The sequence below is a fragment of the Lysinibacillus sp. NPDC093197 genome (genome assembly GCF_044754025.1).
GTDB lineage: Bacteria > Bacillota > Bacilli > Bacillales_A > Planococcaceae > Lysinibacillus.
On sequence record NZ_JBIVOH010000008.1, the window covers coordinates 83714 to 106030 of the forward strand.

Genomic DNA, 22317 nt, shown 5'->3' on the forward strand with positions numbered 1-22317 from the left:
TCTTTTTATGAAACTGTCTAAATAATAGGGTTCAGTTCAATCTTTTTCAAAATGGACTTTTATTAGTTAATTTTAAATATAAAATTACAAGAGGTTTTCAATCATATTTAATTTTTGCTTTTATGATAAATAGAAAGAATTACAAAGGACATAACAGACAACAGACCGATTCCAAATAAGCTCGTAGAAAACGCATGTACAAAAGAGGCTTTGTCTAAGGTCGTATTCAAAGCTGTAGAGAATACTATGCTAATACCTGCAACTGCTAAGGAATTGGCTAAATACATGATTGTTGTAAACACCCCAGAGGCAACACCGACCTGATTCTTAGGTATTTTACTCAGAATGGCATTCGCTAAAGGTGTTGTGGCAAGCCCTAGACCAAGGCCGTAGACGAATAAAAGCACTAAAGTATAAATTGTAAATAAATTATACGGCTCGAAAGCAAGAATGCCGATAAGTATAAAAATACAAATACTCATTGTCAATGCACCAATTTTTAATACAATTAAGCCGAATAAATGAACTATTTTTGATGATAGAATCGATGTGAAAAAAAATCCAATACCAATTGGTAAAAAGATCAAGCTTGTCTCCTTCGTATTATACTGCAAGCCAAATTGTATAAAATAGCTAAGGATAAAGAAGAACGAGAACATACTCAAATAAATTGACAGTACTGAAACAATTCCAATGACAAAAGAACGGTGCTTGAACAAAGATAGATCTACAAGTGGTGTTTGATGCTTTTTTTGTTTTGATTTTTCAACAAAAATAAACGAAGCAAGCATAACACATGACAGAATAATGCAACCGAAAAACCAAGGCTGCCACCCATATGTTTGACCTTCTGATAATGGATAGATGAAAAATAATATACTAAACATCAATAAAATGGCGCCCATCCAATCAATATTATTGTTTTTCACAACTGTGGATTCAGGTATTATAGGAAGTAGTAATAGCACAAGAATGCCAAATGGGACATTGAAGAAAAAAACAATTCGCCATCCTCCATTAAATAGATTCAAACTGACTAGTAATCCCCCTAATATTAAGCCAAAGGTAAAAGCAATCCCAATGACAGCACCATACAAGCCAAAGGCTAAATTTTTCTCCTTCGAAGGGAAGATATCTTGAATAATCGATAAAATTTGTGGTTGTATAAAAGCTGCTGCAAAACCTTGCACAATTCGGACGCCAATTATAAGTAATGGATCCGATAGCATTCCTCCGACGAAGGAGGTAAGAGTAAAAAAGAATACACCAATCCATAATAATTTTTTTCTTCCGTAGATATCTCCAAGTTTACCGCCAATTATTAGAGCTGTTGCAAGTCCAATCGAATATCCAGAAAATATTAATTGCGCTCGCGAAAAACTTGCGTGTAAGTCATTTTGAATGTTCGGCAAGGCAATTTGAATCATATAAGTATTTAAAGAGATTAGCAGTGTCGGAAGTAGGATAATCGCTAAGGCCAGCCATCTATATGCATAATGTTTGCTCGAGTTATTGGATTGAAGAGTACTCATAGATTTGGCTCCTTTTATTGTTGTTTAAAATTGAGTGGTTGTCAGTCAATTAGTTAAAGCTTTATTAAATAGTTAGGGTTGGATGATACGCTATGACTAAGTTTTTAGTATGTTCATTTTGATTAATATGACAGTCAACGTCATAAACTTTTTTTACTAATTCAGGAGTTAATAATTCTTCTGGCTTGCCGTGTGTATAGATGCGCCCATTTTTTAGTACATAGAGGTACTCACAATACATGGCTGCTATAGAGAGATCATGTAATGCAGCAAGTGTACCAATTTTTAATGATTGTACAAGGGATAAGATTTGAATTTGATATTTAATGTCCAAATGATTTGTTGGCTCATCTAAAATTAAAAACTGGGGCTCTTGTGCTAAAGCACGTGCAAGAATAACACGTTGTTTTTCACCACCAGAAAGATAGGAGAAATGCTTTGAAGCATGATGTTCCAAGTTTACCTTTCGTAACACATTATCTACAAGATCATAATCTTGGTTTGTGTCAGATTCCATTATCTTTTTATGTGGAGTTCTTCCCATCAACACCATGTCACGTACAGTAAAGTCAAAATTTGCATTGTTAAATTGACCAACAACACCCAGTCTTCTTGCAATTGCTTTAGGGGAGGCTTTTACTATATCTAAATCATCTAAGAAAATCATGCCTGTTGTCGGCTTTGTTACTTTATAAATGTTTTTTAACAATGTCGATTTTCCACAACCATTTGGTCCGATGATTCCGACAAATTGCCCTTCTTGCACCCTTAACGAAACATCTTTTATAATGTCAACATCAGATACCGAGAAGGATACATTTTGTACTGTTAATTCCATACTAATTACCTCCAAAACCATATTTTTTTTTTATTAACATGTGCATAAAAACTGGAGCTCCTAATAATGATGTCACAATTCCAATCGGTAATTCGCTATTTGGAATAATTGTTCTTGCTAGTAAGTCTGTCCAAGTTAAGAAGATAGCGCCGACTAATATGACAGTGGGTACTAAATAACGATGATTAGAACCTGTAAAGATTCGCACTATATGAGGAATAATGAGACCGACAAATCCAATAATTCCACATATCGATACAATAACACCTGTCAAAATAGCAGTAATGACTAAATAGACTCTTCTATAAATATTTAAGTTAATGCCTAATGACATTGCAGCATCGTCTCCCATAAGCATTGCGTTCATAACACGCCATTGTGATAAAAAGAATAGGCCTACAATCGTAACGATTGCAGCAATCAACGGCAAGTCCTTCCAATCAGCAGAGGCTAAACTTCCCATCGTCCAAAATGAAACAGAACGGACGCCTTCAGCGTCTTTGGCAAAATATATGAATAAATTTGATAGAGCTGTGAATAAGGCATTGACCACGGTACCCGCTAGAATAAGTTTAATGACCGACATTTTTTCTCCGACACTTGATAACAGTAATACTAGAAATGTTGCAAGTAAAGCACCTAAAAATGCCCATACAATTAAGTCGAATTCTCCAAAGAAACCGCTAAAGCGATGACCTAGAATAATCGAAAATGTTGCACCTAGTGAAGCACCTGAAGAGATGCCGAGAATATAAGGATCTGCAAGTGGGTTTTGTATCGATGCTTGCATTACACTACCACAAAGAGCTAAACCTGCACCTACTATTAATGCTAGTAAAATTCTTGGAGTGCGAATTTGCCAAACGATTTCGAATGTCATTTTAGAAATAACTGTATCAACATGACCAATATTGATCCCAGTAAACTGATACAAAAGAATTTTACAAGAATCGAGAAATGGAATGCTTACTTGTCCAATAGAAGCGGAAACAATCATTGAGACGAAAACTAGTCCTATCAATAATAAAAGAAGCACGGAGAAAGGACGTTTACTATTCACCATCATTTACTACTCCAACAAAAACATCAGGATGAATGAATTTAGCGACCTGTTCATATAAGTCAGCAAGTTCAATACCACCATTGATAGCCCCAGTATATTCAGCAACCATAACGTCTTTATTTTGGATTGCTTTTATATTTTGAAGTTTTTTATCATTGATCAAGTTATTTTTCGTTTTTTCTTGGTCGGGTTGTTGAAATTCTGTGATAATAATTTTATCTGGGTTTGCTGCTATTATCGCCTCTGTTGAAAGTTCGATATAGTCTTCTTTGGATAGCTCAATATATTCAGCTCCAGCACCTTCAATCATTTCATCAATAATTGCCCATTTAGGTGAGTAATAGAAATACTTTCCACGTGCTCCACTAACTAATAGAACGTTAGGGTGATCTTTAATATTTTTAGCCTTTGCAGTAATTTTATCAATACGAGCTTGTTGCTCTTTCAAGTATTTATTAGTTTGATTTTCGATATCGAATACTTTCCCGAATGTTTTGATTTCATCAAAATAAATGTCGATACTACGTCCAATTGTAAAGTTTGTAGAAGAAACAACAGGAATCCCACGATTGCTCCAAGAAGGGATGCTCCCAATTAGTTCCTCTCGAAATGCAGAGGCAATAGAATAAATTAAGTCAGGTTGTAGCGCTATAATGGATTCTTTTGAGGGCCACATTTCACTAACTAAATGCATTTTCTCAATCTCTTCCGTAAAATTTGAATGGGCTTGATCATTATAGGCAAATCCAACGACTTTATTTTGTTGTCCAAATTTAACCATTAATTCTGCGACTGATGATCCGATAATCATTACTTTCTCAGGAGCTTGGTTAATTGTCTGAGTGACTTTTTTCCCTTCATATGTATGAACATCAAATGACATTGGATACTTTCCGCTATTGCTGATGTTCGTCACTTCTTCAGATGATTTTCCCTCTGATTGTGAGCAACCTGTAGTAACTAAAATGAATGAAAATAATAATAGACATAGAGATTTTTTTAACATTTGAATCCTCCTAATATTTTTTTGACCGACAATCACTCAGTATAATTAAATATAAAGTAAATTCATTTCTTTTTCTTAATTTGACTAGTTATTAGTCAAATGCTTAAATTAAAAAAGGGGGTAGTACAAGCGATGGTTAGAGTAACAAAGAATGCATCAGAACGGCGAAATGAAATATTAGATACCGCAGAATCTCTTTTTAGCCAAAAAGGTTATGAAAAAACTTCAACGACTGATATTACTAAAACGTTGGGAGTAGCACAGGGCACACTGTATTACTACTTCAAATCAAAAGAAGCCTTGGCAAATGCATTGATTGATAGACAGCTAAAAGTGATAAAAGAGCATTTTATCGAAGTAATTTATGACGAAACACTTTCTGCTTATGAAAAAATAGCTTGGATTTTTGTATACGAGCTTGATGATCCAACAGGGCATGTTGAAATTTTTAAGTATTTACAACACGATAGTAATGCTATCCTTCGTCAAATATTACATGTACAAACAATTTGCCAATTCACACCAATTTTAGCTGATCTAAATATTCAAGGTAATGAAGAGGGTATCTTTCATATTGATAATCCAACACTAGTAGCAGAATTTTTCCTTTCAACAATCCATCATTGGGTTGATTCATCACTATTCAAATGGAATTCACAAGAACGTATCGTAAGGATTGAAGCGATTCAATCCACATTTGAACATTTATTTGGCGTTCCTAATGGAAAGTTTGATTTAGCTCTTTTAAGAGAAACTGTGAAAACTAAATTTAATTACTGAGTGAAAAACATCTTGATTGATAATCAATATCAATTAAGATGTTTTCATTATAATTATTGACTGACAACCTGTCAAATTAATTTTACAAGCGAAGTATTTGCAGAAAAACGACTAATGGAGGAACAAAGCCTTTCGAAAAATAGGGTTGAGTGCCAAAGAACTGAAAACCAACCATAGTTCTTTTAAACTTTTAAAAACAAGCAATTTACAGCAAGTTCCTAAGTTACATGGGGAATAGCATGACAGAGAGCCTAGTGTAATCTTGTCCATGAACTGCTTCCTTTACTAGTGGATTTGGACGTATTAACATCTGACTTCATCCAATGAAATGGGCTTTTTTATGCACAATGAAATTGATTAATATTTATAGAAATTTCGAAATTTAATTTATTTTAATGTAACGCCAGTAATACATATAGATTTTCAGATTTATTTATTGCGCCTACAATTGCTTGTGATGAGTCTCGTAGAGTGCATGTTTCTTTCCTACTGGTTTGACCGAATCCTATCCAACATGTCTACTAAATCATCATTCAGCAAACCTGGATTAGACAATAATGCATATTAGTATTTGTGATTTGTGTATTTGTATTTCTTCCAGACCTTGTTAAACTATAGTTTATAATGAGAATCTTTATTAATTAATATCCTTCTAGTAGCAACATCTGATTAGAGTATTTCATGGGCGCAAAACTATTTTTACTTTAATAGCTTCAGTCATTGTATTGGCTGAGCAATGGTCGTGCTGGTGGGAATATTGTCAGTGAAAGTAGACCAGATGTACAATGTTTGGATAGGGAGCAGGTGTATTATCATGATAGACTTAGATAAATTAGCCGAGATATTTGCTAGAGGTTTTTATGATATAGAAGGTGTCCACCGTTTAGTGATCCAGCCGAAAAGTATATTAAGTGAATTTAGAACCGTCCGCCATGGATTTCTTTTTGTAATTCGTGGGGAGGCTAGAATGCGTGTGAATGGAACTGTCTATGAATTACATCCTGGCTCAGTAATTCACGTGGCTCCAAGCATGCAAATGGACGCGCAAGTTATAGGTCAATCAGAGTACGAGTACTATTTACTGTTTTATAGATTTGACAAGTTAGACGAAATATATAGCGTTCATGAATGCGACTCCCATTTCAAACTGGAGGCGGGAGCAAATCCGAGAGTACTAGAATTGCTTATTATGCTGCACCAGAATGCCAATACACTTAGTGGTATTGGGAAGCTTCGTGTCAAAGAATTATTTTTAAGTGTCATGCATCAAGTGTTGGTGGGTTGCAAGCATCGAGTGATTGGCAGTTCTCCAAGTGAAAAGGTAATAGAGGAGGCTATTGCATACATACACAGGCATTATATGAACCCGTTAACACTCGATGAATTGGCGGAGCTACATGCAATGAATACCAAGCGCTTCTCATATTTCTTTCACAAATATACTGGGCTTCGTCCAATCGACTATCTTATCAATTATCGTATGGAAAGAGCAAGTGACTTACTTAAAGTGGGGAATTTCGCCATCAACGATATTGCTATCAGTGTCGGATATGCCAATCCGCTTTATTTCAGTAGAGTGTTTAAAAAGAAATTTGGTGTGTCTCCTTCCGCATACACACATAAATTAGATAATCGTATAAATTGAGTGACTGATTTATGTTTTACGCCTGCAACTGGTGATGAACCTAGAGTGCAGGCTTTTTCCCCTTTGTCTTATTATTTCCTTCCAGAGCCCTATCCTACAAGTGGCTAAATTATCTTTCAGCAAAACTAGATTAGATAATAATACATATCGTATTGGTGATTTGTGTATTTGCATTTGTTGCAGACCTTGCTACACTATGGTTGATAATGAGAATCATTATTAATTAATAGCCTTCTAGAAACAACATCTGATCAGAGTATTTCATGGGTGCAAAACTATTTTTACTATATAGAAAGGGTTGGTAATATTGACGACAAATAGACAATTATGTATTGGATTAGTCTTATCTACTTGGGTGAAAGGAGGCGACTGGCGGCGCCCAGACAGCGGTGTGGAAAAAATGGATTCAATTGACCCTTACATTGATTTGGCAAAGATGGCGGAGAAGACAAAGCTCGATTTTCTTTTCAGGGCGGATTATCTTTTTGTTAGTCCACAGATGCTTGGCGATTCTGCTAATTTTGGTAGCCCTGACCCCACTATGATATTTGCAGCGATTGCTCGTGAAACTGAGCGGATCGGTCTAGTAACGACTATTTCTACCACTTTTAATCCACCATATGTTGTTGCTAGACAGCTTCAGACTTTGCATTGGCTGAGCAATGGACGTGCTGGCTGGAATATTGTCACTTCTATTGAAGGTGCCGAAAATTTTGGTGAGTCACCTATGCCTTCTTCCAAAGAAAGATATGCGAAAGCAATTGAATTTACTGAGGTCGTACGTAAACTCTGGGAAAGTTTTCCGAAAGAAGCCATTGTTATTGACCGTGAGACAGGTATATTTTCCGATAAGGATAAAGTTTCTCCAATTAATCATTCAGGTGAGTTTTTTAGTGTTAAGGGACCACTTACTTTGCCTGCACATAAATCGGGACCAATTCCATTATTTCAAGCAGGTGCGTCGGACACAGGACGAAATTTTGCCTCTTCAATAGCAGATGCTATTTTTGCTGCGATGCCAGACCTTGAGTCAGGAGTAGAATTGCGAAATGATCTGAGAAGAAGAACTATTGAGCATGGACGCGATCCGGACACCATAAGAGTTTTGCCAGGTTTATATTTTTTCTTGGCCGAAACTCGCGAGGAAGCCCATGAATTACATAAGGCGGCACACGCACATTTGACTATTGAGCGTAGACATGCATCGCTTAAATCAGTACTGGGTCTTGATTTGAGCAGCTTTGCTTTGGATAGTCATGTAACTTCCGAAATGCTTCCCGATCCGAATCAGCCAGTCCGCAGCCGAACACATGCTGAGCTGTTGCGCCGGTATATTACAAATTATCAGCCTACAGTGGAAGAGGTATTGGCAAGGCCGGAGGTTGTCGGGTCTGCTCACTGGGTTTCCGTTGGAACGGTTGAAGACGTTTTGAAAGATATAATTGAGCGATTTGAGGCTGGAGCTATTGACGGATTTATAGCTATTCCGGGTGGTTCAGAAAAATCTTTGAAATTATTTTTTGAAAAGCTGATGCCGCAGTTGGTTGAAAGAGGCTTGTTCAGAAGTGAATATACGGGTGTCACTTTGCGGGACCATTTAGGGATTAATATTACTGATCATTAATATAGGGGTACTTTTGAAAGGGGTTTAGGAGAAAAATGAACAAAAAGTTTATAATAGTTTGTTTGATAGCATCATTCGTAATTATTTTGGCTGCATGTGGAGGAGGAGACAAACAGAGCAAATCAACAAACTCCGACAGCAACGGTGAATCAGCGCAACATCAAGTGGACAATACAGGAACAAGCGAAACAAGAACGATTGATTATCTCGGCGAAAAGTATATCATCCCACAAAAAGTAGAAAAAATTGTAATTGGGGCTATGGAAGCGATGGAAGATGCGGTAATGCTTGACGTTCATCCAGTAGGGGCAATATCAGTAGGCGGAAAGTTTCCGGAAATGTTTGCTTCAGTAACGAGCAAGGCGGAATCAATTGGTGAAAAAAGACAACCTAACTTGGAGAAGATATTGCAATTGAAGCCAGACGTTATTCTAGGTTCAACCAAGTTTCCAAAAGAGGTGGAGGAGAAATTGCAAAAAATTGCTCCCACTATTTTGGTGTCGCACGTTTCTACGAACTGGGAAGACAATTTGAAGTTAATGGCTGAATTAACTGGAAAGCAAGCAGAGGCAGAAAAAATTATATCTCAATATAAAATAGATACACAAGAAGTAAAAGCATCGTTAAAAGAAAAGCTTCAAGGTAAAAAAGTAGCTGCTGTTCGTATTCGCGGAGGGCAAGCTTACATTTTTGCAAAAAATGTAGACTTTAACCCTTTTCTATACAATGACATTGGTTTAGAAATGCCAGAACAGATTAGCATGGCAAAATTGCAAGATGCGATCTCTGTCGAGCAACTGGCGGAAATGAATCCAGACTATTTGTTTGTGCAATTCTCTACGAATGATAACAAAGATGCAGAAAATGCATTCGAAGACTTAAAGAAAAATCCAATTATCCAAAATATTAATGCATTTAAACTCGATCACGTATATGTCAATGTGGTTGATCCTCTTCTAGAAGGAGGCCCTGTTTATAGTCGAATCAAGTTTTTAGAAAGTGTGCAAAAGCATTTGAACAAGTAATGGAATGGAGCAGGGAGGAATGAATTCGTTATTAAGCCATAAATTTGTTCAAATTGTCGTATTATGCATTCTTTTCAGTGTGACAGTAGTTTTATCTCTTTTCTATGGTTCGAAATCAATGAGTTTTGAAATGATGTGGCAGGCGTTTTTTCATTTTGATTCAGAGAATATGGATCATTTAATCATCCAAACATCGCGCCTTCCGCGTGTGATAGGAGCGCTATTGGTTGGCGCCTTCATGGCGGTTTCAGGGGCTTTAATGCAGGGGATGACAAGAAATTATCTTGCCTCCCCTTCGATTATGGGCGTGGCCGATGGCTCAGTGTTTGTCATTACAATATGTATAATTTTCTTGCCAGGTGCATCTTCTATGACCCTTATTATATACTCGTTAATTGGTTCAGCACTAGGCGCCGCCCTAGTTTTTTCAATAGCTAGAATGTTACCTAACGGAATGACACCGCTAACTTTGGCTATATTAGGGACGATTCTTGGGACTTTTCTCAATGGGATTTCTCAAGCGTTAGCTACGTATTTTCAAGTTTCGCAAAATATTAGTTTTTGGTATAACGCAAGGTTGCATCAAATGGATCCGACGCTCATCAAATGGACGATTCCATTTGCGATTGTTGGATTACTGCTTGCTTTTGCTGTAGCTCGTTCCATTACTGCTATTTCACTAGGGGATGAACTCGCTCATGGGTTGGGTATCAATCTTTTAGTGGTTAAAGCTTTGACGATGTTAAGCGTGGTAATTTTAACAGGAGTATCGGTCGCAATAGCTGGAAATATCCCTTTTATCGGTTTAATCATCCCTCATATTACGAGGATACTGGTTGGGCAAGACTACAGGAGAATTATTCCTTATGCAGCGGTGGTGGGGGCTTTATTTTTAGCATGGTCTGATATCATCAGCCGCTTTTTGAATTATCCATACGAGACGCCGATTGGTGTAGTAACCGCGTTATTTGGTGTCCCTTTCTTCCTTTATTTAATTAAGAAGAAAGGGGGATGGAACATTTGAATAAGCTTAGTCAGCACGCTCAATTTTTGTTTGTTTTCTTATTGACTTTAGCACTTTCTATCGTTGTGATGTATGTTGCCGTAACGAATGGAACGTTTGATATGTCTGTGTTAGATGTTCTTAGGACGTTATTTCGTTTTCAATCCGTTAGCGAGTACGATCTAGTGATTTTCGAATTTCGGTTACCGCGGATTGTGATTGGAGCACTGGTCGGATTTGCGTTAGGGATTGCTGGTGCTGTCCTTCAAGGAGTTACAAGAAACCAACTAGCAGACCCGGGCATTCTTGGGATTCATTCAGCTGCTGGAATGGCGATCATTTTGTACATGTTTTTCATTCAAGGAACGGTGAAAGGCGCTAATTGGTTATCAATTATGACGATGCCGCTTTTCGGTTGGCTTGGTGGCATGGTGGCGGCGTTATTATTGTTGCTTTTTGCTCGATACAAAGGTGCACTTGATCCACAGAGATTAATCTTAGTAGGGATTGCCTTTAGTTCAGGTTTTGGGGCCATTACTCTTTATATTTCATTAAAGATGGACCCACAAGATTTTGAAATGGCGACTGTTTGGTTATCAGGCAGCCTTTATAGTACGACCTGGATACATATATTAGCGGTATTGCCATGGATAATCATTTTAACTCCAATTATTTGGTGGAAATCGAACAAACTTAACCTATTAAATTTGGATGAAGTATTAGCCATTGGATTAGGTTTAAATAAAGACCAAGAAAGAATGATTTTTCTTTTATGCTGCGTCGGGTTAGTTAGCGCGTGTGTATCTGTAGCAGGAAACGTTGGATTTATTGGCTTAATTGCCCCTCATATGGCTAGAAGGCTAGTCGGTATTCATTATCAATATGTAATACCTGTCTGTGGAGCAATTGGCATGCTTATGGTGTTAGTCGGGGATTTTATCGGAAAGACGATCTTTGCTCCAGCTGAACTGCCTGTAGGAATTGTCATTTCCATTATCGGTGTTCCTTATTTCGTATATCTGCTGTTTAAAAAAAGAAAATAGAATAAAGAGAGAAGGAAGCCACTCGTTGTACACAAAAAGAAGTGGAGAAGAAATTCAATTAAAATTAATCTGCTCAGACTAACGACAAACTTATAACAAAATAAAATTTTAGGTGGATTATTCATGTCATTAACAGTAGAAACACAGCAAACAAAAGTGATAAAAACTACTCCAATATTAATTTCTTTCTTAATTGCTGGTTTCATTGGATTGTTCAGTGAAACGGCTTTAAACATGGCTCTCGGAGATTTAATACAAGTATTTTCTATTAGTTCTTCCAAGGTTCAATGGCTAACAACAGGTTATTTATTGACCTTGGGAATATTAGTTCCTGTCTCGGGTCTCTTACTTCAATGGTTTAGTACACGTCAAATATTTATTGTGTCATTGATTTTTTCAATTATTGGGACACTAGTCGCAGCTCTTGCACCAAGCTTCGGAATATTAATGTTTTCCCGAGTGATTCAGGCTATAGGTACTGGATTATTGCTGCCTCTAATGTTTAATTCGATCTTATTGATTTTTCCCATCCATAAACGAGGTGCAACAATGGGACTAATAGGGTTGGTCATTATGTTTGCACCTGCAGTTGGACCCTCAATCTCAGGACTAATTCTAGAAAAACTGACTTGGCATTGGATTTTCTGGGTTTGTCTACCGTTTTTAATTCTTGCGTTGGTATCGGGTATCGTGTATATGCAGAATGTATCAACCATAACTAAACCGAAAATTGATATATTATCTATTGTTCTATCTTCGATTGGTTTTGGCGGGATTGTCTATGGTTTTAGCAGCGCGGGTGAGAATGGCTGGGGAAGCGCGATTGTAATCACGATGATTATAATGGGTCTTACTGCACTTTCCTTGTTTTCTTGGCGACAATTAAAAATGGATAAACCGATGCTTGATTTACGTGTATTAAAATATCCAATGTTTACTCTAGGTTTATTGTCCGTATTTATTTGTTTCATGGTAATAATGTCCACAATGATTTTGTTGCCATTATATTTGCAAACGGGACTAGCATTGACTGCATTCACTGCGGGGCTTGTTTTGTTGCCAGGTGGTGTGCTAAATGGATTAATGTCCCCAATCACAGGTCGTATCTTTGACAAATTCGGACCAAGAGGACTTGTTATACCTGGATTTGCAATCATGCCTATCATGTTATATATCATGTCAAACGTAACCATTGAAACGTCGGTTAGTATGGTGATTGTGATGCATTCCATTCTATTTATAGGTGTATCAATGGTTTTAATGCCTGCTCAGACAAATGGACTAAATCAATTACCTAAAAATCTTTACCCAGATGGGACTGCTTTAATGAATACATTACAGCAAATGTCGGGAGCAATTGGCACTGCAGTTGCAATTACGATTATGTCCGCTTCTCAGAAAAGAAATATGAACAATATAACTGATCTATCAGACCCCTCTTCAATTGGAGCTTCATTAACAGCGGGAGTACAGGACTCCTTTAGATTCACTCTAATTATAGCTATGATTGGTTTAGTTATTTCCTTCTTCATCAAATCTTCCCGTGTTAAATAGGGCTTACTGAATAATTTAAAACTCTCATTTCACGACTCAAAACAAAAATAGAAAAACATCTGCAAATCCTGTATTGTTGTAAGTCCTAATCAAACAAAATGTTTAGTGAATCTGTTGCAAGGATAATAAATACGTAGTAAATTCAATAAATAACTTTTGCTCATTTTTATTCATTAAAATAAGCAAATAGAAACTACTTGTCTATTCAAGAAAAAGCTATGATTATGGAATGTTTAAGACGAATTCTGTGAGATACAGCAGGAAGCACAACAATTAAAATTAAATATTTGGTCGCACGATAATTATTTCCAATTAGACAAATCGTCTGCTGTTGAAAATCATTTCATGCAGTAAACTGCCCCATAAAAGTTAGACATAAAATCTAACCTTTACGGGGCGTTTTAATTTTTATTGAATGGAAACTCGATCCTATAACTTTGAAGCGTTCTAACAAAATAATTAGGTAAGAGCATATTGATTGAGAACTTCTAATTTAATTAAGAGATAATCCTTCCTTTACCGAAGGGTATACATAAAGGCGTACCGTATATAGGATCATTTGTCATCTGACATTCTAAATCGAAAACATGTTTTACTAATGCAGTTGTCATAATTTCTTCAGGTTTTCCCTCTTGATAAACTCCTCGATCACGCACCGTAATAATGTGATCAGCATATCGACATGCCAAATTAATATCGTGTAGAACCATAACGATTGTTCTATTTTGTTTATTTAATTCAAAAAGTAAATCTAAAATTTCAATTTGATGTGTTAAATCTAAATAAGTAGTAGGTTCATCTAACAGAATAATATCTGTATCCTGAGCTAGCGTCATAGCAATCCAAGCGCGTTGACGTTGACCACCTGAAAGCTCATCCACTGGTTTATCCTGTAAATGATCCACGCCCGTCGCTTTTAAGGCGTTTAACACTATTTCTTCATCTTTTTCTGTCCATTGTTTTCGCCAGCTTTGATGAGGGTAACGACCTTGTTTTACAAGTTGTAAAACTGTTAACCCTTCTGGTGCTACTGGTGATTGAGGAAGAATAGAAAGCTTTTTAGCTACTTGTTTTGTGGACAATTTAAAAAGGTCTTGTCCATCTAATAATACCGTGCCTTGTTTAGGCTTTAATAAACGAGCGATTGAGCGTAAAAGTGTAGATTTTCCACAACCATTGGCACCAATCAACACAGTAATTTCATTCATAGGAATAGATAAATTTAGATTTTCAATAATATTGGAATCACCATAATGTAGTGTAAGTGATTTAGTTTCTAAAGTTTTAGTCATGAAGTTTGACTCCTTTATTTTCTAGGATTTCTCAATAATAAATAGATGAAATAAGGGGCACCAATAGCAGCTGTAAACACTCCTGCCGGCACTTCTAAAGGACTAAATGCAGTGCGTCCAATAATATCTGCAACCATTACTAATAAAGCACCAATAGCAGCGGATGTAGGAATTAATACACCGAATGCTGGACCTACAATACGTCTTGCAATATGTGGCGCCATTAAGCCGACGAAACCAATAGCTCCTGCAAATGAAATGGCACTAGCAACGAGACTTGAACTCAAGAGTAATAAGAAAAAACGAGTTTTTTGTACAGTTTGACCTAAACTTGCAGCTGTGTCATCACCCAATTCTTGCACGTTTAACTGTCGAGTAATAAAGACTGTTAGAAGCAGAAGGATTATAATTATTGGAACGATAATTTGAACTTGATTCCAATCTGCACTTTTGACGCTACCTGTAATCCACTTATTGGCTTCACTAGCTTGATAAATAGGACCGATAACCATCAACATCGTCGTAATAGCCTGCATAAAAGCAGAAACCCCGATACCAATTAATACAAGACGGGTTGCAGTCACACCATCTTTCCAAGCAAATATATAAACAATAAATGCAACGGCAGTAGCTCCAATAAATCCTGCAAGAGGTAGCCATTCAATACTAACTGTTAATGAATGATTGGAGTCACTGAAAATAGCTAAAAAACCAACTACCGCAGCTCCACCACCAGCAGAAATACCGATTATGTCTGGTGAAGCAAGTGGATTTTTAATCAGACCTTGTAAAATAGCACCTGCCACTGCTAAAGCCATACCTGCAAACGCTGCAATAAAAATTCTTGGCAGTCGAAAGTCAATAATAATTAATTGATCAAAATCAGAACCTTGTCCGATTATCGTTTGCATTACTTTTAACGGATTTATAAATGAATCACCAAACGATGCACTGAAGAAAAAAACAAATAGTGCTGTGATACTAAGAAAAGTTAGCTTTTTAGAAGCTTTTACATCTAGTAAAAAAGAAATTTTATTTTGTAGTAAACGAACTGTTTTTAATTGTTTCATTATTTTTTTCCACCTTTTCGCGCAAGGTAAATAAAGAATGGTGTGCCAATCATGGCTGTCATTACGCCAACTGGCACTTCTTGAGGCATAATAATATAGCGTGCTGCCACATCTGCTAACAGTAAAAGAATCCCACCTAATATAGCAGCCATCGGAATAAGCCAACGATGATCAGTACCAACAAACTTTCGCGCAAAATGGGGTACTACAATTCCAACAAATCCTATAGGACCAGCTATTGCAACTGAGCTACCTGCTAAAAAAATAACAATAATGCCAACTGCTAATTTCATCATGCCTAGTGGTAACCCGAGACCTCTTGCTATATCATCCCCAAGGGCAAGAATATTCATTTTAGAAGAGATAAGTAGAGCTGCAATCCAACCAATAACTAAATATGGTAACACAGATATTAGAATCTCCAGCTTTCTCCCTTGTACAGATCCAGCTAACCAAAACAGTACTTGCTCAAGTTCTGCTTCGTTTGTTGCAAGTAAACCTTGTGTAAAAGAAGCGAAAAGTGCACTGATTGCGGCTCCAGCTAACGTTATTTTGACTGGAGTTACGGCATCTCGTCCAGATGAACTAATGCCATAAACTGATAGAGCAGCTATTGCGGCACCTAAAAATGCAACCCATGCTAAAGATTGTAAAGCTGAAATATGGAAGAAAATCATTGCAAATACGACTGCAAAGCCAGCTCCAGTATTGATTCCTAAAATTCCAGGGGATGCTAGTGGATTTTTCGTTAATGTCTGCATCAGTACCCCTGTAATAGCTAAAGAAGCCCCCACACATGTAGCAATTAGAGCCCTAGGAATACGAACATTTTGAATAATGATATGCTCGTTTGAATTATTAAACTGGGTAAAAGATTCAATCGTCGTTTGAATGGAGGTATTTGCATAGCCATATACAATACTTATTCCCATGCAAATAAGTAAGAGAAGTGTTCCTACTATTAATGCTAAAGATTTTGAAAAATTATTTTTAAAAATCATATATTCATACTCTTTCTTCTATATAGAATGTACTCGCATTTTATTAAAAATATATTGACAGTAATAAATTCTTGCAATATTATTGACTTCGTTCTTAATAAAAATGATAATCATTATCACCAAACAATTTTATCATATACAATGGGGGAAAAAAAGATGCAAAAAGCATTTCAAAAGTTATTAGTATTGCTAGCTGTTATGGCTATTTTTGTTCTTGCAGCGTGTGGCAATTCTAAAGATAACGAGAAGGAAGAAAGTTCAAAAGAAAGCAATGCTTACAGTGTCGAACATGCAATGGGGACAACTGAAGTAAAAGACACACCAAAACGTATTGTTGTATTAACAAATGAAGGAACAGAAGCACTTTTAGCTTTAGGAATTAAGCCAGTAGGTGCTGTTCAATCTTGGTCAGGTGATCCTTGGTATGATCATATTAAAGATCAAATGGACGGTGTAGAAGTAGTTGGTGTTGAACATGAAATTAATATTGAAAAAATCGCTTCCTTAAAGCCTGATTTAATCATTGGTAATAAACTAAGACAAGAAAAAGATTATGCGAAACTTAGCAAAATTGCTCCAACAATTTTTTCAGAAACATTACGTGGTGACTGGAAAGAGAATTTTAAATTATATGCAAAAGCAGTGAATCAAGAAACAAAAGGTGAAGAAGTATTAACAGCCTACGAAGATAAATTACAAGCACTTAAAGAAGAACTTGGTGATCAAACGAATAAAGAAATTTCGTTCGTACGTTTTATGGCAGATAAATCTCGCATCTATTACACAGATTCATTCTCAGGTGTCATCTTTGATGCATTAGGATTTAAACGTGTTCCAGCTCAAGCAGACTTATTTAAAGATAATGCAAAATTAGGGAAGTTGGCTATTGATTTAGGAAAAGAAGCAATTCCTCAAATGGATGGCGATGTTATTTTCTACTTCACTTACATGCCAACGGGTGATGATTCTGCGTTAGCAACTGAACAAGAGTGGACACAAGATCCACTTTGGAAAAACCTAACTGCTGTTCAAAAAGGCAACGCACACAAAGTGGATGATGTCATTTGGAATACTGCTGGAGGCATTCTAGCTGCTAATATTATGTTAGACCAAGTTAAAGAATATTTTATTAAATAAGATTTTCACTTTCTAACAATTAAATAAGAACTATTTTTTAGGCGCTATACAATTCCACAATTGATTGTATAGCGCTTTTAATTTCATAATTTTTTTAAATGTAAAACATCGTTAAAGATACTATATTTGATAGTAAACGTATTGTTTTAATTGTTTCATTATTTTTTTCCACCTTTTCGCGCAAGGTAAATAAAGAATGGTGTGCCAATCATGGCTGTCATTACGCCAACTGGCACTTCTTGAGGCAAAATGATATAGCGGGCTGCAACATCGGCTATCAATAACAATATGGCACCTAAGAGTGCAGCCATTGGAATGAGCCAACGATGATCTGTTCCAACAAACTTTCGCGCAAAATGGGGTACTACAATACCAACAAAACCTATTGGACCAGCGATTGCAACCGAACCACCTGCCAAAATAATAACAATAAGCCCTACTACCATCTTCATGAATCCTAGTGGTAATCCTAGCCCTCTCGCTACATCATCTCCAAGAGCAAGAATATTCATTTTAGAAGAAATGAACAAAGCAGCAATCCATCCAATAACTAGATAGGGTAGTATAGATAAAAGAATTTCAAGCTTTCTCCCTTGTACGGAACCTGCTAACCAAAACAATGCTTGTTCAAGTCCTGCTTCGTTTGTTGCAAGTAAACCTTGAGTAATAGAAGCAAATAACGCACTGATAGCCGCCCCTGCTAAAGTTATTTTGACTGGCGTTACTGCGTCTCGTCCAGAAGCGCTAATACCGTAAACAGCTAGTGCAGCGATTGTGGCACCTAAAAATGCAATCCATGCAAATGATTGCAAACTTGTCACACGGAAGAAAATTATAGAAAAAACGACAGCAAATCCAGCTCCAGCATTAATTCCTAATATTCCAGGTGATGCTAAAGGATTTTTCGTGAATGTCTGCATAAGGACTCCTGTAATGGCTAAGGAAGCTCCCACACATGTAGCAATTAAAGCTCTAGGAATACGAACATTTTGAATAATAATATGCTCGTTAGAATTATTAAAATTGGTAAAAGATTCAATCGTCATTTGAATGGAGGTATTTGCATAGCCATATACAATACTTATCCCCATACAAATGAGTAGGAGAAGCATTCCTACTATTAACGCTAGGGACTTTGAAGAATTATTTTTTAATATCATATAAGTCATACACTTTCTTTCCATTTGATGTGTTTGCATATTCGTAAAATTTTTGACAACGATAGATTATTAATAATATAATTATTTTGTCGCCAACTAATCGATAATGATTATCATTCTCGATAAATAGAATATCATATACATTGGAGGAAGAAAAGATGGGAAAAACATTTCATAAATTACTAGTTTTACTAGCGGTTATGGCCATTTTTGCTCTTGCAGCGTGTAGTAATTCTAAGGAAGAAAGTTCAAAAGAAAGCAGTGCTTACAGTGTTGAACATGCAATGGGGACAACAGAAGTAAAAGACATACCAAAACGTGTTGTCGTATTAACAAATGAAGGAACAGAGGCGATTTTAGCTTTAGGAATTAAGCCAGTAGGTGCTGTTCAATCTTGGTCAGGCGATCCTTGGTATGACCATATTAAAGACCAAATGGACGGTGTTGAAGTAGTTGGTGTTGAACATGAAATTAATATTGAAAAAATCGCTTCTTTAAAGCCAGATTTAATTATTGGTAATAAACTAAGACAAGAAAAAGATTATGAGAAACTTAGCAAAATTGCTCCAACAATTTTTTCAGAAACATTACGTGGTGACTGGAAAGAGAATTTTAAGTTATATGCAAAAGCGGTGAATGATGAAGCGAAAGGCGAGGAAGTTATAAAAGCATACGAAGATAAAGTTCAAGCTTTAAAAGAAAAGCTTGGCGATAAAACGACTCAAGAAGTTTCAATCGTTCGTTTTATGGCCGATAAATCCCGCATCTACTACACAGATTCATTCTCAGGCGTTATTTTTGATTCATTAGGATTCAAACGTGTACCAGACCAGGCAGAGCTATTTAAAGATAATGCGAAATTAGGAAAATTAGCTGTTGAAGTAGGAAAAGAAGTAATTCCTAAAATGGATGGAGATGTACTATTCTACTTTACTTATATGCCTACAGGTGACGATACAGCATTAGCGACTGAAAAGGAGTGGACAGAAGATCCACTTTGGAAAAACTTAAGTGCAGTACAAAAAGGCAATGTCCATAAAGTGGACGATGTCATTTGGAATACTGCTGGAGGCATTCTAGCTGCTAATATTATGTTAGACCAAGTCGAAGAATATTTTGTTAAATAAGATTTTCATAAATCAATTATTTTCAATTTCTAACAAACAATTAATCAATTAACTATAAGAAGCGTTATACAATTATCACAAAATTGTATAACGTTTTTTATTTTGAATAAGGACTAACCACAAACATGGTGGAGGCTATTCAATGCTTAAATAGAAAAAAGCAATTTGTTGAAAATATCATTTATCTTTACTTTTTTATACACAATTATTGTAAATTTGCATAAACCTATCCTAATAAGTTGTTATAATAGGTTTTTAGAAATTTAAGATTTAATCATTCGATATGACTTTTTGTGATAAATTTATTTATGAAATGAAGTAGAGGTGAACGGTAGATGAAACAGGTGTTGGTACTAAAGAATGAACGCTCATTAGCAAAGAAAATCGTAAGCGGACTAAAACAAGAAGGCTATTTCATTTTAACACTTCATAATGAAAACAAAGGTTTAAATATAGTATATGAGCAAGATTGGGATATTATCGTATTGGATTGGGATTCGTTAAGTATATCTGGACCGGAAATATGCAGACAAATACGGGCTGTAAAAACGACACCAATCATTATTGTGACCGACAATGTATCCGACAAGGATTGCATAGAAGGATTACAAGCAGGGGCAGATGATTATATAAGAAAACCATTTGTGAAAGAAGAATTAGTAGCAAGGATAAAAGTTATTTTAAGGAGAGGGGACGTTATCCAACCAAATGAGACTAATTTCTTTCGGTTTAAAGATCTCTTCGTTGATGCATCCCACAATATTGTGACAAAAAGTGGCGAAATACTCCCTCTTACTCAGCGCGAGTATGACCTCCTTATATTTTTAATCAAGAATAAAAATAAAATTTTGAGCCGTGAAATGCTTTTGAATCAGGTATGGGGATATGACGCAGCAGTCAGTCCAAATGTAGTGGATTTATATATTGGGTATTTAAGAAAAAAGCTAAAGTGTGAGAAGAAAGATAGATATATTCAAACATTACATGGTAGAGGCTATTCAATGATTGAATAATAAAGTGAAGATAATAGGTCAATCGAGAAAAAAAGAGTAAAAACAGTTTCAAACAGTTTTTACTCTTTTTTTGTTCTGTAAAATATATTGAAAATTCTGTTTATTAATTAAAAAGATATGAAAATTACATATTTTATTTTGCATCCAAGCTATGCTTGATGATCAAAAAGTAACTTAATATATCAACCTACAGCCTTCACAAGATTTTCACATAATTAATGACTATACTATACCACAGAACGTTCAAATGAAAATGATTATCAATGGCAATTGAGGTGGATAGTAATTACGATTCAATTCAATCTATAGATTTCATCATTTTCAAAAAAAATCATTATAAGGAGTATATGTATGAAAAAATCTATGTTTTTAAAATTAGTTGGTATTTTAGCAGTTTTGACTTTAATGTTAGTAGCTTGCTCAGATTCAAGTAATAAAACTGATGAAACTAGTCAAGAGTCAAAGGCTAATGAAGATAATGGAAGTGAAGAGGTTACTAAACCTACGACGGTTGAAATCACTGATGCCCATGGAACTGTTACTGTTCCAGTAAACCCAAAGAATGTAGTTGCTTTGGATAATAGAACTTTTGAAACGTTAGCGGATTGGGATATTGAATTAGTAGCTGTTCCAAAAGATGTTATGCCTGCAGATTCACCATATGTAAAGGACGATTCAGTTCAAAATGTTGGAAATCACCGCGAACCAAATCTTGAAATTATAGCAGCTGCAAACCCTGAACTTGTGATTATCGGTCAAAGATTTGCTGGCTATTATGAGGATATTAAAAAATTAGTGCCAAATGCAGCAGTTATCGATCTTAATGTTGATGTTTCTGAGGAAGCTGCAACGCCTGGGGAAAATTTAGAAAATGGACTTAAAAATTCAACAATTGCTTTAGGACAAATTTTTGATAAAAATGAAGAAGCTAAACAATTGGTAGCTGATTTTGATAAAGTGATCGAAAATGCTAAATCTGCTTATAACGGAACAGATAAAGTTATGAGTGTTATCGTTGCTGGTGGGGATATTGGTTTTTCAGCTCCTCATTCTGGACGTGTTTGGGGACCAATGTATGAAATTTTCGGTTGGACTCCAGCATTAGAAGTAACTGATTCTACTTCAGATCATAAAGGTGATGAAGTTTCTGTTGAAGCTATTGCGCAAAGCAATCCTGATTGGCTTTTCGTATTAGATCGTGATGCTGCAACATCTGATGCGGGTGATTCAGTTCCTGCTAAGGATGTTCTCGCTAACTCACCTGCTCTTCAAAATACAACTGCTGTTTCTAAAGACCGAATTATTTATGCACCAGCAGATACGTATACAAATGAATCAATTCAGACTTATATAGAGTTATTTGAAAATCTTGCAAATACTTTAGCTAAGTAGTGCAAAGGAGTT

The 22317-nt window shown here is 36.0% G+C and carries 19 protein-coding genes; 11 read left to right on the plus strand and 8 right to left on the minus strand.

From position 1 onward, the window contains the following. Positions 1 to 107: 107 nt before the first annotated feature. The 4 genes from ACIP9G_RS18405 to ACIP9G_RS18420 all read right to left on the minus strand — a co-directional run bounded on the left by ACIP9G_RS18405 (position 108) and on the right by ACIP9G_RS18420 (position 4439). Complete coding sequence (locus ACIP9G_RS18405; protein ID WP_401021231.1) at positions 108 to 1532, minus strand: MFS transporter; 1425 nt, start codon at positions 1530 to 1532, stop codon at positions 108 to 110. A 64-nt stretch (positions 1533 to 1596) separates the two neighbouring features. Then, on the minus strand, positions 1597 to 2370 hold the full coding sequence (locus ACIP9G_RS18410) for an ABC transporter ATP-binding protein (RefSeq protein ID WP_340826239.1): 774 nt from the start codon (positions 2368 to 2370) through the stop codon (positions 1597 to 1599). A 1-nt stretch (position 2371) separates the two neighbouring features. Beyond that, positions 2372 to 3436 carry a FecCD family ABC transporter permease gene (locus ACIP9G_RS18415; RefSeq protein WP_340826238.1) on the minus strand — a complete coding sequence of 355 codons (1065 nt, stop codon included), beginning with the start codon at positions 3434 to 3436 and terminating at the stop codon, positions 2372 to 2374. Beyond that, the gene (locus ACIP9G_RS18420) at positions 3423 to 4439 is read right to left on the minus strand and encodes an ABC transporter substrate-binding protein (RefSeq protein WP_401021234.1); all 1017 of its coding nucleotides are present in this window, start codon (positions 4437 to 4439) and stop codon (positions 3423 to 3425) included. The genes ACIP9G_RS18415 and ACIP9G_RS18420 overlap by 14 nt, the downstream gene beginning before the upstream one ends. Before the next feature lie 132 nt (positions 4440 to 4571). Here ACIP9G_RS18420 and ACIP9G_RS18425 point away from each other — a divergent pair, with 132 nt between their 5' ends. The 7 genes from ACIP9G_RS18425 to ACIP9G_RS18455 all read left to right on the plus strand — a co-directional run bounded on the left by ACIP9G_RS18425 (position 4572) and on the right by ACIP9G_RS18455 (position 13113). Then, positions 4572 to 5219 carry a TetR/AcrR family transcriptional regulator gene (locus ACIP9G_RS18425; protein WP_401021237.1) on the plus strand — a complete coding sequence of 216 codons (648 nt, stop codon included), beginning with the start codon at positions 4572 to 4574 and terminating at the stop codon, positions 5217 to 5219. A gap of 814 nt (positions 5220 to 6033) precedes the next feature. Further along, positions 6034 to 6864, plus strand: a complete 831-nt coding sequence (locus ACIP9G_RS18430; RefSeq protein WP_401021239.1) for an AraC family transcriptional regulator — start codon at positions 6034 to 6036, stop codon at positions 6862 to 6864. Positions 6865 to 7171: 307 nt separating this feature from the next. Continuing rightward, positions 7172 to 8488, plus strand: coding sequence for an NtaA/DmoA family FMN-dependent monooxygenase (locus tag ACIP9G_RS18435; RefSeq protein ID WP_401021241.1), 1317 nt, complete (start codon positions 7172 to 7174; stop codon positions 8486 to 8488). A 35-nt stretch (positions 8489 to 8523) separates the two neighbouring features. Further along, the gene (locus ACIP9G_RS18440) at positions 8524 to 9513 is read left to right on the plus strand and encodes an ABC transporter substrate-binding protein (protein WP_401021244.1); all 990 of its coding nucleotides are present in this window, start codon (positions 8524 to 8526) and stop codon (positions 9511 to 9513) included. A 19-nt stretch (positions 9514 to 9532) separates the two neighbouring features. After that, a complete protein-coding gene (locus ACIP9G_RS18445) occupies positions 9533 to 10537 on the plus strand; it encodes a FecCD family ABC transporter permease (RefSeq protein WP_401021246.1) in 1005 nt (334 codons plus the stop codon). Then, entirely contained in the window at positions 10525 to 11559 is a 1035-nt protein-coding gene (locus tag ACIP9G_RS18450; protein ID WP_401021248.1) for a FecCD family ABC transporter permease, read from the plus strand. The genes ACIP9G_RS18445 and ACIP9G_RS18450 overlap by 13 nt, the downstream gene beginning before the upstream one ends. Before the next feature lie 123 nt (positions 11560 to 11682). Then, entirely contained in the window at positions 11683 to 13113 is a 1431-nt protein-coding gene (locus ACIP9G_RS18455; protein ID WP_401021249.1) for a DHA2 family efflux MFS transporter permease subunit, read from the plus strand. Between the two features lie 497 nt (positions 13114 to 13610). On the opposite strand, the gene ACIP9G_RS18460 is transcribed toward ACIP9G_RS18455, so the two are convergent. From ACIP9G_RS18460 to ACIP9G_RS18470, 3 genes are read right to left on the minus strand one after another with little or no spacing between them, the layout of a single operon-like run. Next, positions 13611 to 14405: an ABC transporter ATP-binding protein gene (locus ACIP9G_RS18460; RefSeq protein WP_401021252.1), complete on the minus strand. Its 795-nt coding sequence runs from the start codon at positions 14403 to 14405 to the stop codon at positions 13611 to 13613. A 14-nt stretch (positions 14406 to 14419) separates the two neighbouring features. Then, a complete protein-coding gene (locus ACIP9G_RS18465; protein ID WP_401021254.1) occupies positions 14420 to 15475 on the minus strand; it encodes a FecCD family ABC transporter permease in 1056 nt (351 codons plus the stop codon). Continuing rightward, positions 15475 to 16476, minus strand: a complete 1002-nt coding sequence (locus tag ACIP9G_RS18470) for a FecCD family ABC transporter permease (RefSeq protein WP_401021256.1) — start codon at positions 16474 to 16476, stop codon at positions 15475 to 15477. Before ACIP9G_RS18470 ends, ACIP9G_RS18465 begins: the two co-directional genes overlap by 1 nt. A gap of 156 nt (positions 16477 to 16632) precedes the next feature. Here ACIP9G_RS18470 and ACIP9G_RS18475 point away from each other — a divergent pair, with 156 nt between their 5' ends. Continuing rightward, the gene (locus ACIP9G_RS18475) at positions 16633 to 17613 is read left to right on the plus strand and encodes an ABC transporter substrate-binding protein (protein ID WP_401021258.1); all 981 of its coding nucleotides are present in this window, start codon (positions 16633 to 16635) and stop codon (positions 17611 to 17613) included. A gap of 158 nt (positions 17614 to 17771) precedes the next feature. Here ACIP9G_RS18475 and ACIP9G_RS18480 read toward each other — a convergent pair whose 3' ends face one another. Next, complete coding sequence (locus ACIP9G_RS18480; protein WP_401021446.1) at positions 17772 to 18773, minus strand: FecCD family ABC transporter permease; 1002 nt, start codon at positions 18771 to 18773, stop codon at positions 17772 to 17774. Between the two features lie 158 nt (positions 18774 to 18931). On the opposite strand from ACIP9G_RS18480, the gene ACIP9G_RS18485 reads away from it, so the two are divergent. The 3 genes from ACIP9G_RS18485 to ACIP9G_RS18495 all read left to right on the plus strand — a co-directional run bounded on the left by ACIP9G_RS18485 (position 18932) and on the right by ACIP9G_RS18495 (position 22305). After that, the gene (locus tag ACIP9G_RS18485; RefSeq protein ID WP_401021260.1) at positions 18932 to 19900 is read left to right on the plus strand and encodes an ABC transporter substrate-binding protein; all 969 of its coding nucleotides are present in this window, start codon (positions 18932 to 18934) and stop codon (positions 19898 to 19900) included. 335 nt (positions 19901 to 20235) lie between these two features. Further along, positions 20236 to 20913 (plus strand): response regulator transcription factor, encoded by a 678-nt coding sequence (locus ACIP9G_RS18490; protein WP_340826225.1) that lies wholly within the window; start codon positions 20236 to 20238, stop codon positions 20911 to 20913. Positions 20914 to 21264: 351 nt separating this feature from the next. Then, complete coding sequence (locus tag ACIP9G_RS18495; RefSeq protein WP_401021262.1) at positions 21265 to 22305, plus strand: siderophore ABC transporter substrate-binding protein; 1041 nt, start codon at positions 21265 to 21267, stop codon at positions 22303 to 22305. Positions 22306 to 22317 lie beyond the last annotated feature (12 nt).

Bases quoted from the DNA above. Each gene is read 5' to 3' on its own strand.
- ACIP9G_RS18450 (WP_401021248.1), top strand. From the start codon at position 10,525: ATGGAACATTTGAATAAGCTTAGTCAGCACGCTCAATTTTTGTTTGTT.
- ACIP9G_RS18415 (WP_340826238.1), bottom strand. From the start codon at position 3,436: ATGATGGTGAATAGTAAACGTCCTTTCTCCGTGCTTCTTTTATTATTG.
- ACIP9G_RS18490 (WP_340826225.1), top strand. From the start codon at position 20,236: ATGAAACAGGTGTTGGTACTAAAGAATGAACGCTCATTAGCAAAGAAA.
- ACIP9G_RS18405 (WP_401021231.1), bottom strand. From the start codon at position 1,532: ATGAGTACTCTTCAATCCAATAACTCGAGCAAACATTATGCATATAGA.
- ACIP9G_RS18455 (WP_401021249.1), top strand. From the start codon at position 11,683: ATGTCATTAACAGTAGAAACACAGCAAACAAAAGTGATAAAAACTACT.
- ACIP9G_RS18440 (WP_401021244.1), top strand. From the start codon at position 8,524: ATGAACAAAAAGTTTATAATAGTTTGTTTGATAGCATCATTCGTAATT.
- ACIP9G_RS18475 (WP_401021258.1), top strand. From the start codon at position 16,633: ATGCAAAAAGCATTTCAAAAGTTATTAGTATTGCTAGCTGTTATGGCT.
- ACIP9G_RS18495 (WP_401021262.1), top strand. From the start codon at position 21,265: ATGAAAAAATCTATGTTTTTAAAATTAGTTGGTATTTTAGCAGTTTTG.
- ACIP9G_RS18480 (WP_401021446.1), bottom strand. From the start codon at position 18,773: ATGATATTAAAAAATAATTCTTCAAAGTCCCTAGCGTTAATAGTAGGA.
- ACIP9G_RS18425 (WP_401021237.1), top strand. From the start codon at position 4,572: ATGGTTAGAGTAACAAAGAATGCATCAGAACGGCGAAATGAAATATTA.
- ACIP9G_RS18430 (WP_401021239.1), top strand. From the start codon at position 6,034: ATGATAGACTTAGATAAATTAGCCGAGATATTTGCTAGAGGTTTTTAT.
- ACIP9G_RS18460 (WP_401021252.1), bottom strand. From the start codon at position 14,405: ATGACTAAAACTTTAGAAACTAAATCACTTACACTACATTATGGTGAT.
- ACIP9G_RS18465 (WP_401021254.1), bottom strand. From the start codon at position 15,475: ATGAAACAATTAAAAACAGTTCGTTTACTACAAAATAAAATTTCTTTT.
- ACIP9G_RS18410 (WP_340826239.1), bottom strand. From the start codon at position 2,370: ATGGAATTAACAGTACAAAATGTATCCTTCTCGGTATCTGATGTTGAC.
- ACIP9G_RS18485 (WP_401021260.1), top strand. From the start codon at position 18,932: ATGGGAAAAACATTTCATAAATTACTAGTTTTACTAGCGGTTATGGCC.
- ACIP9G_RS18470 (WP_401021256.1), bottom strand. From the start codon at position 16,476: ATGATTTTTAAAAATAATTTTTCAAAATCTTTAGCATTAATAGTAGGA.
- ACIP9G_RS18445 (WP_401021246.1), top strand. From the start codon at position 9,533: ATGAATTCGTTATTAAGCCATAAATTTGTTCAAATTGTCGTATTATGC.
- ACIP9G_RS18420 (WP_401021234.1), bottom strand. From the start codon at position 4,439: ATGTTAAAAAAATCTCTATGTCTATTATTATTTTCATTCATTTTAGTT.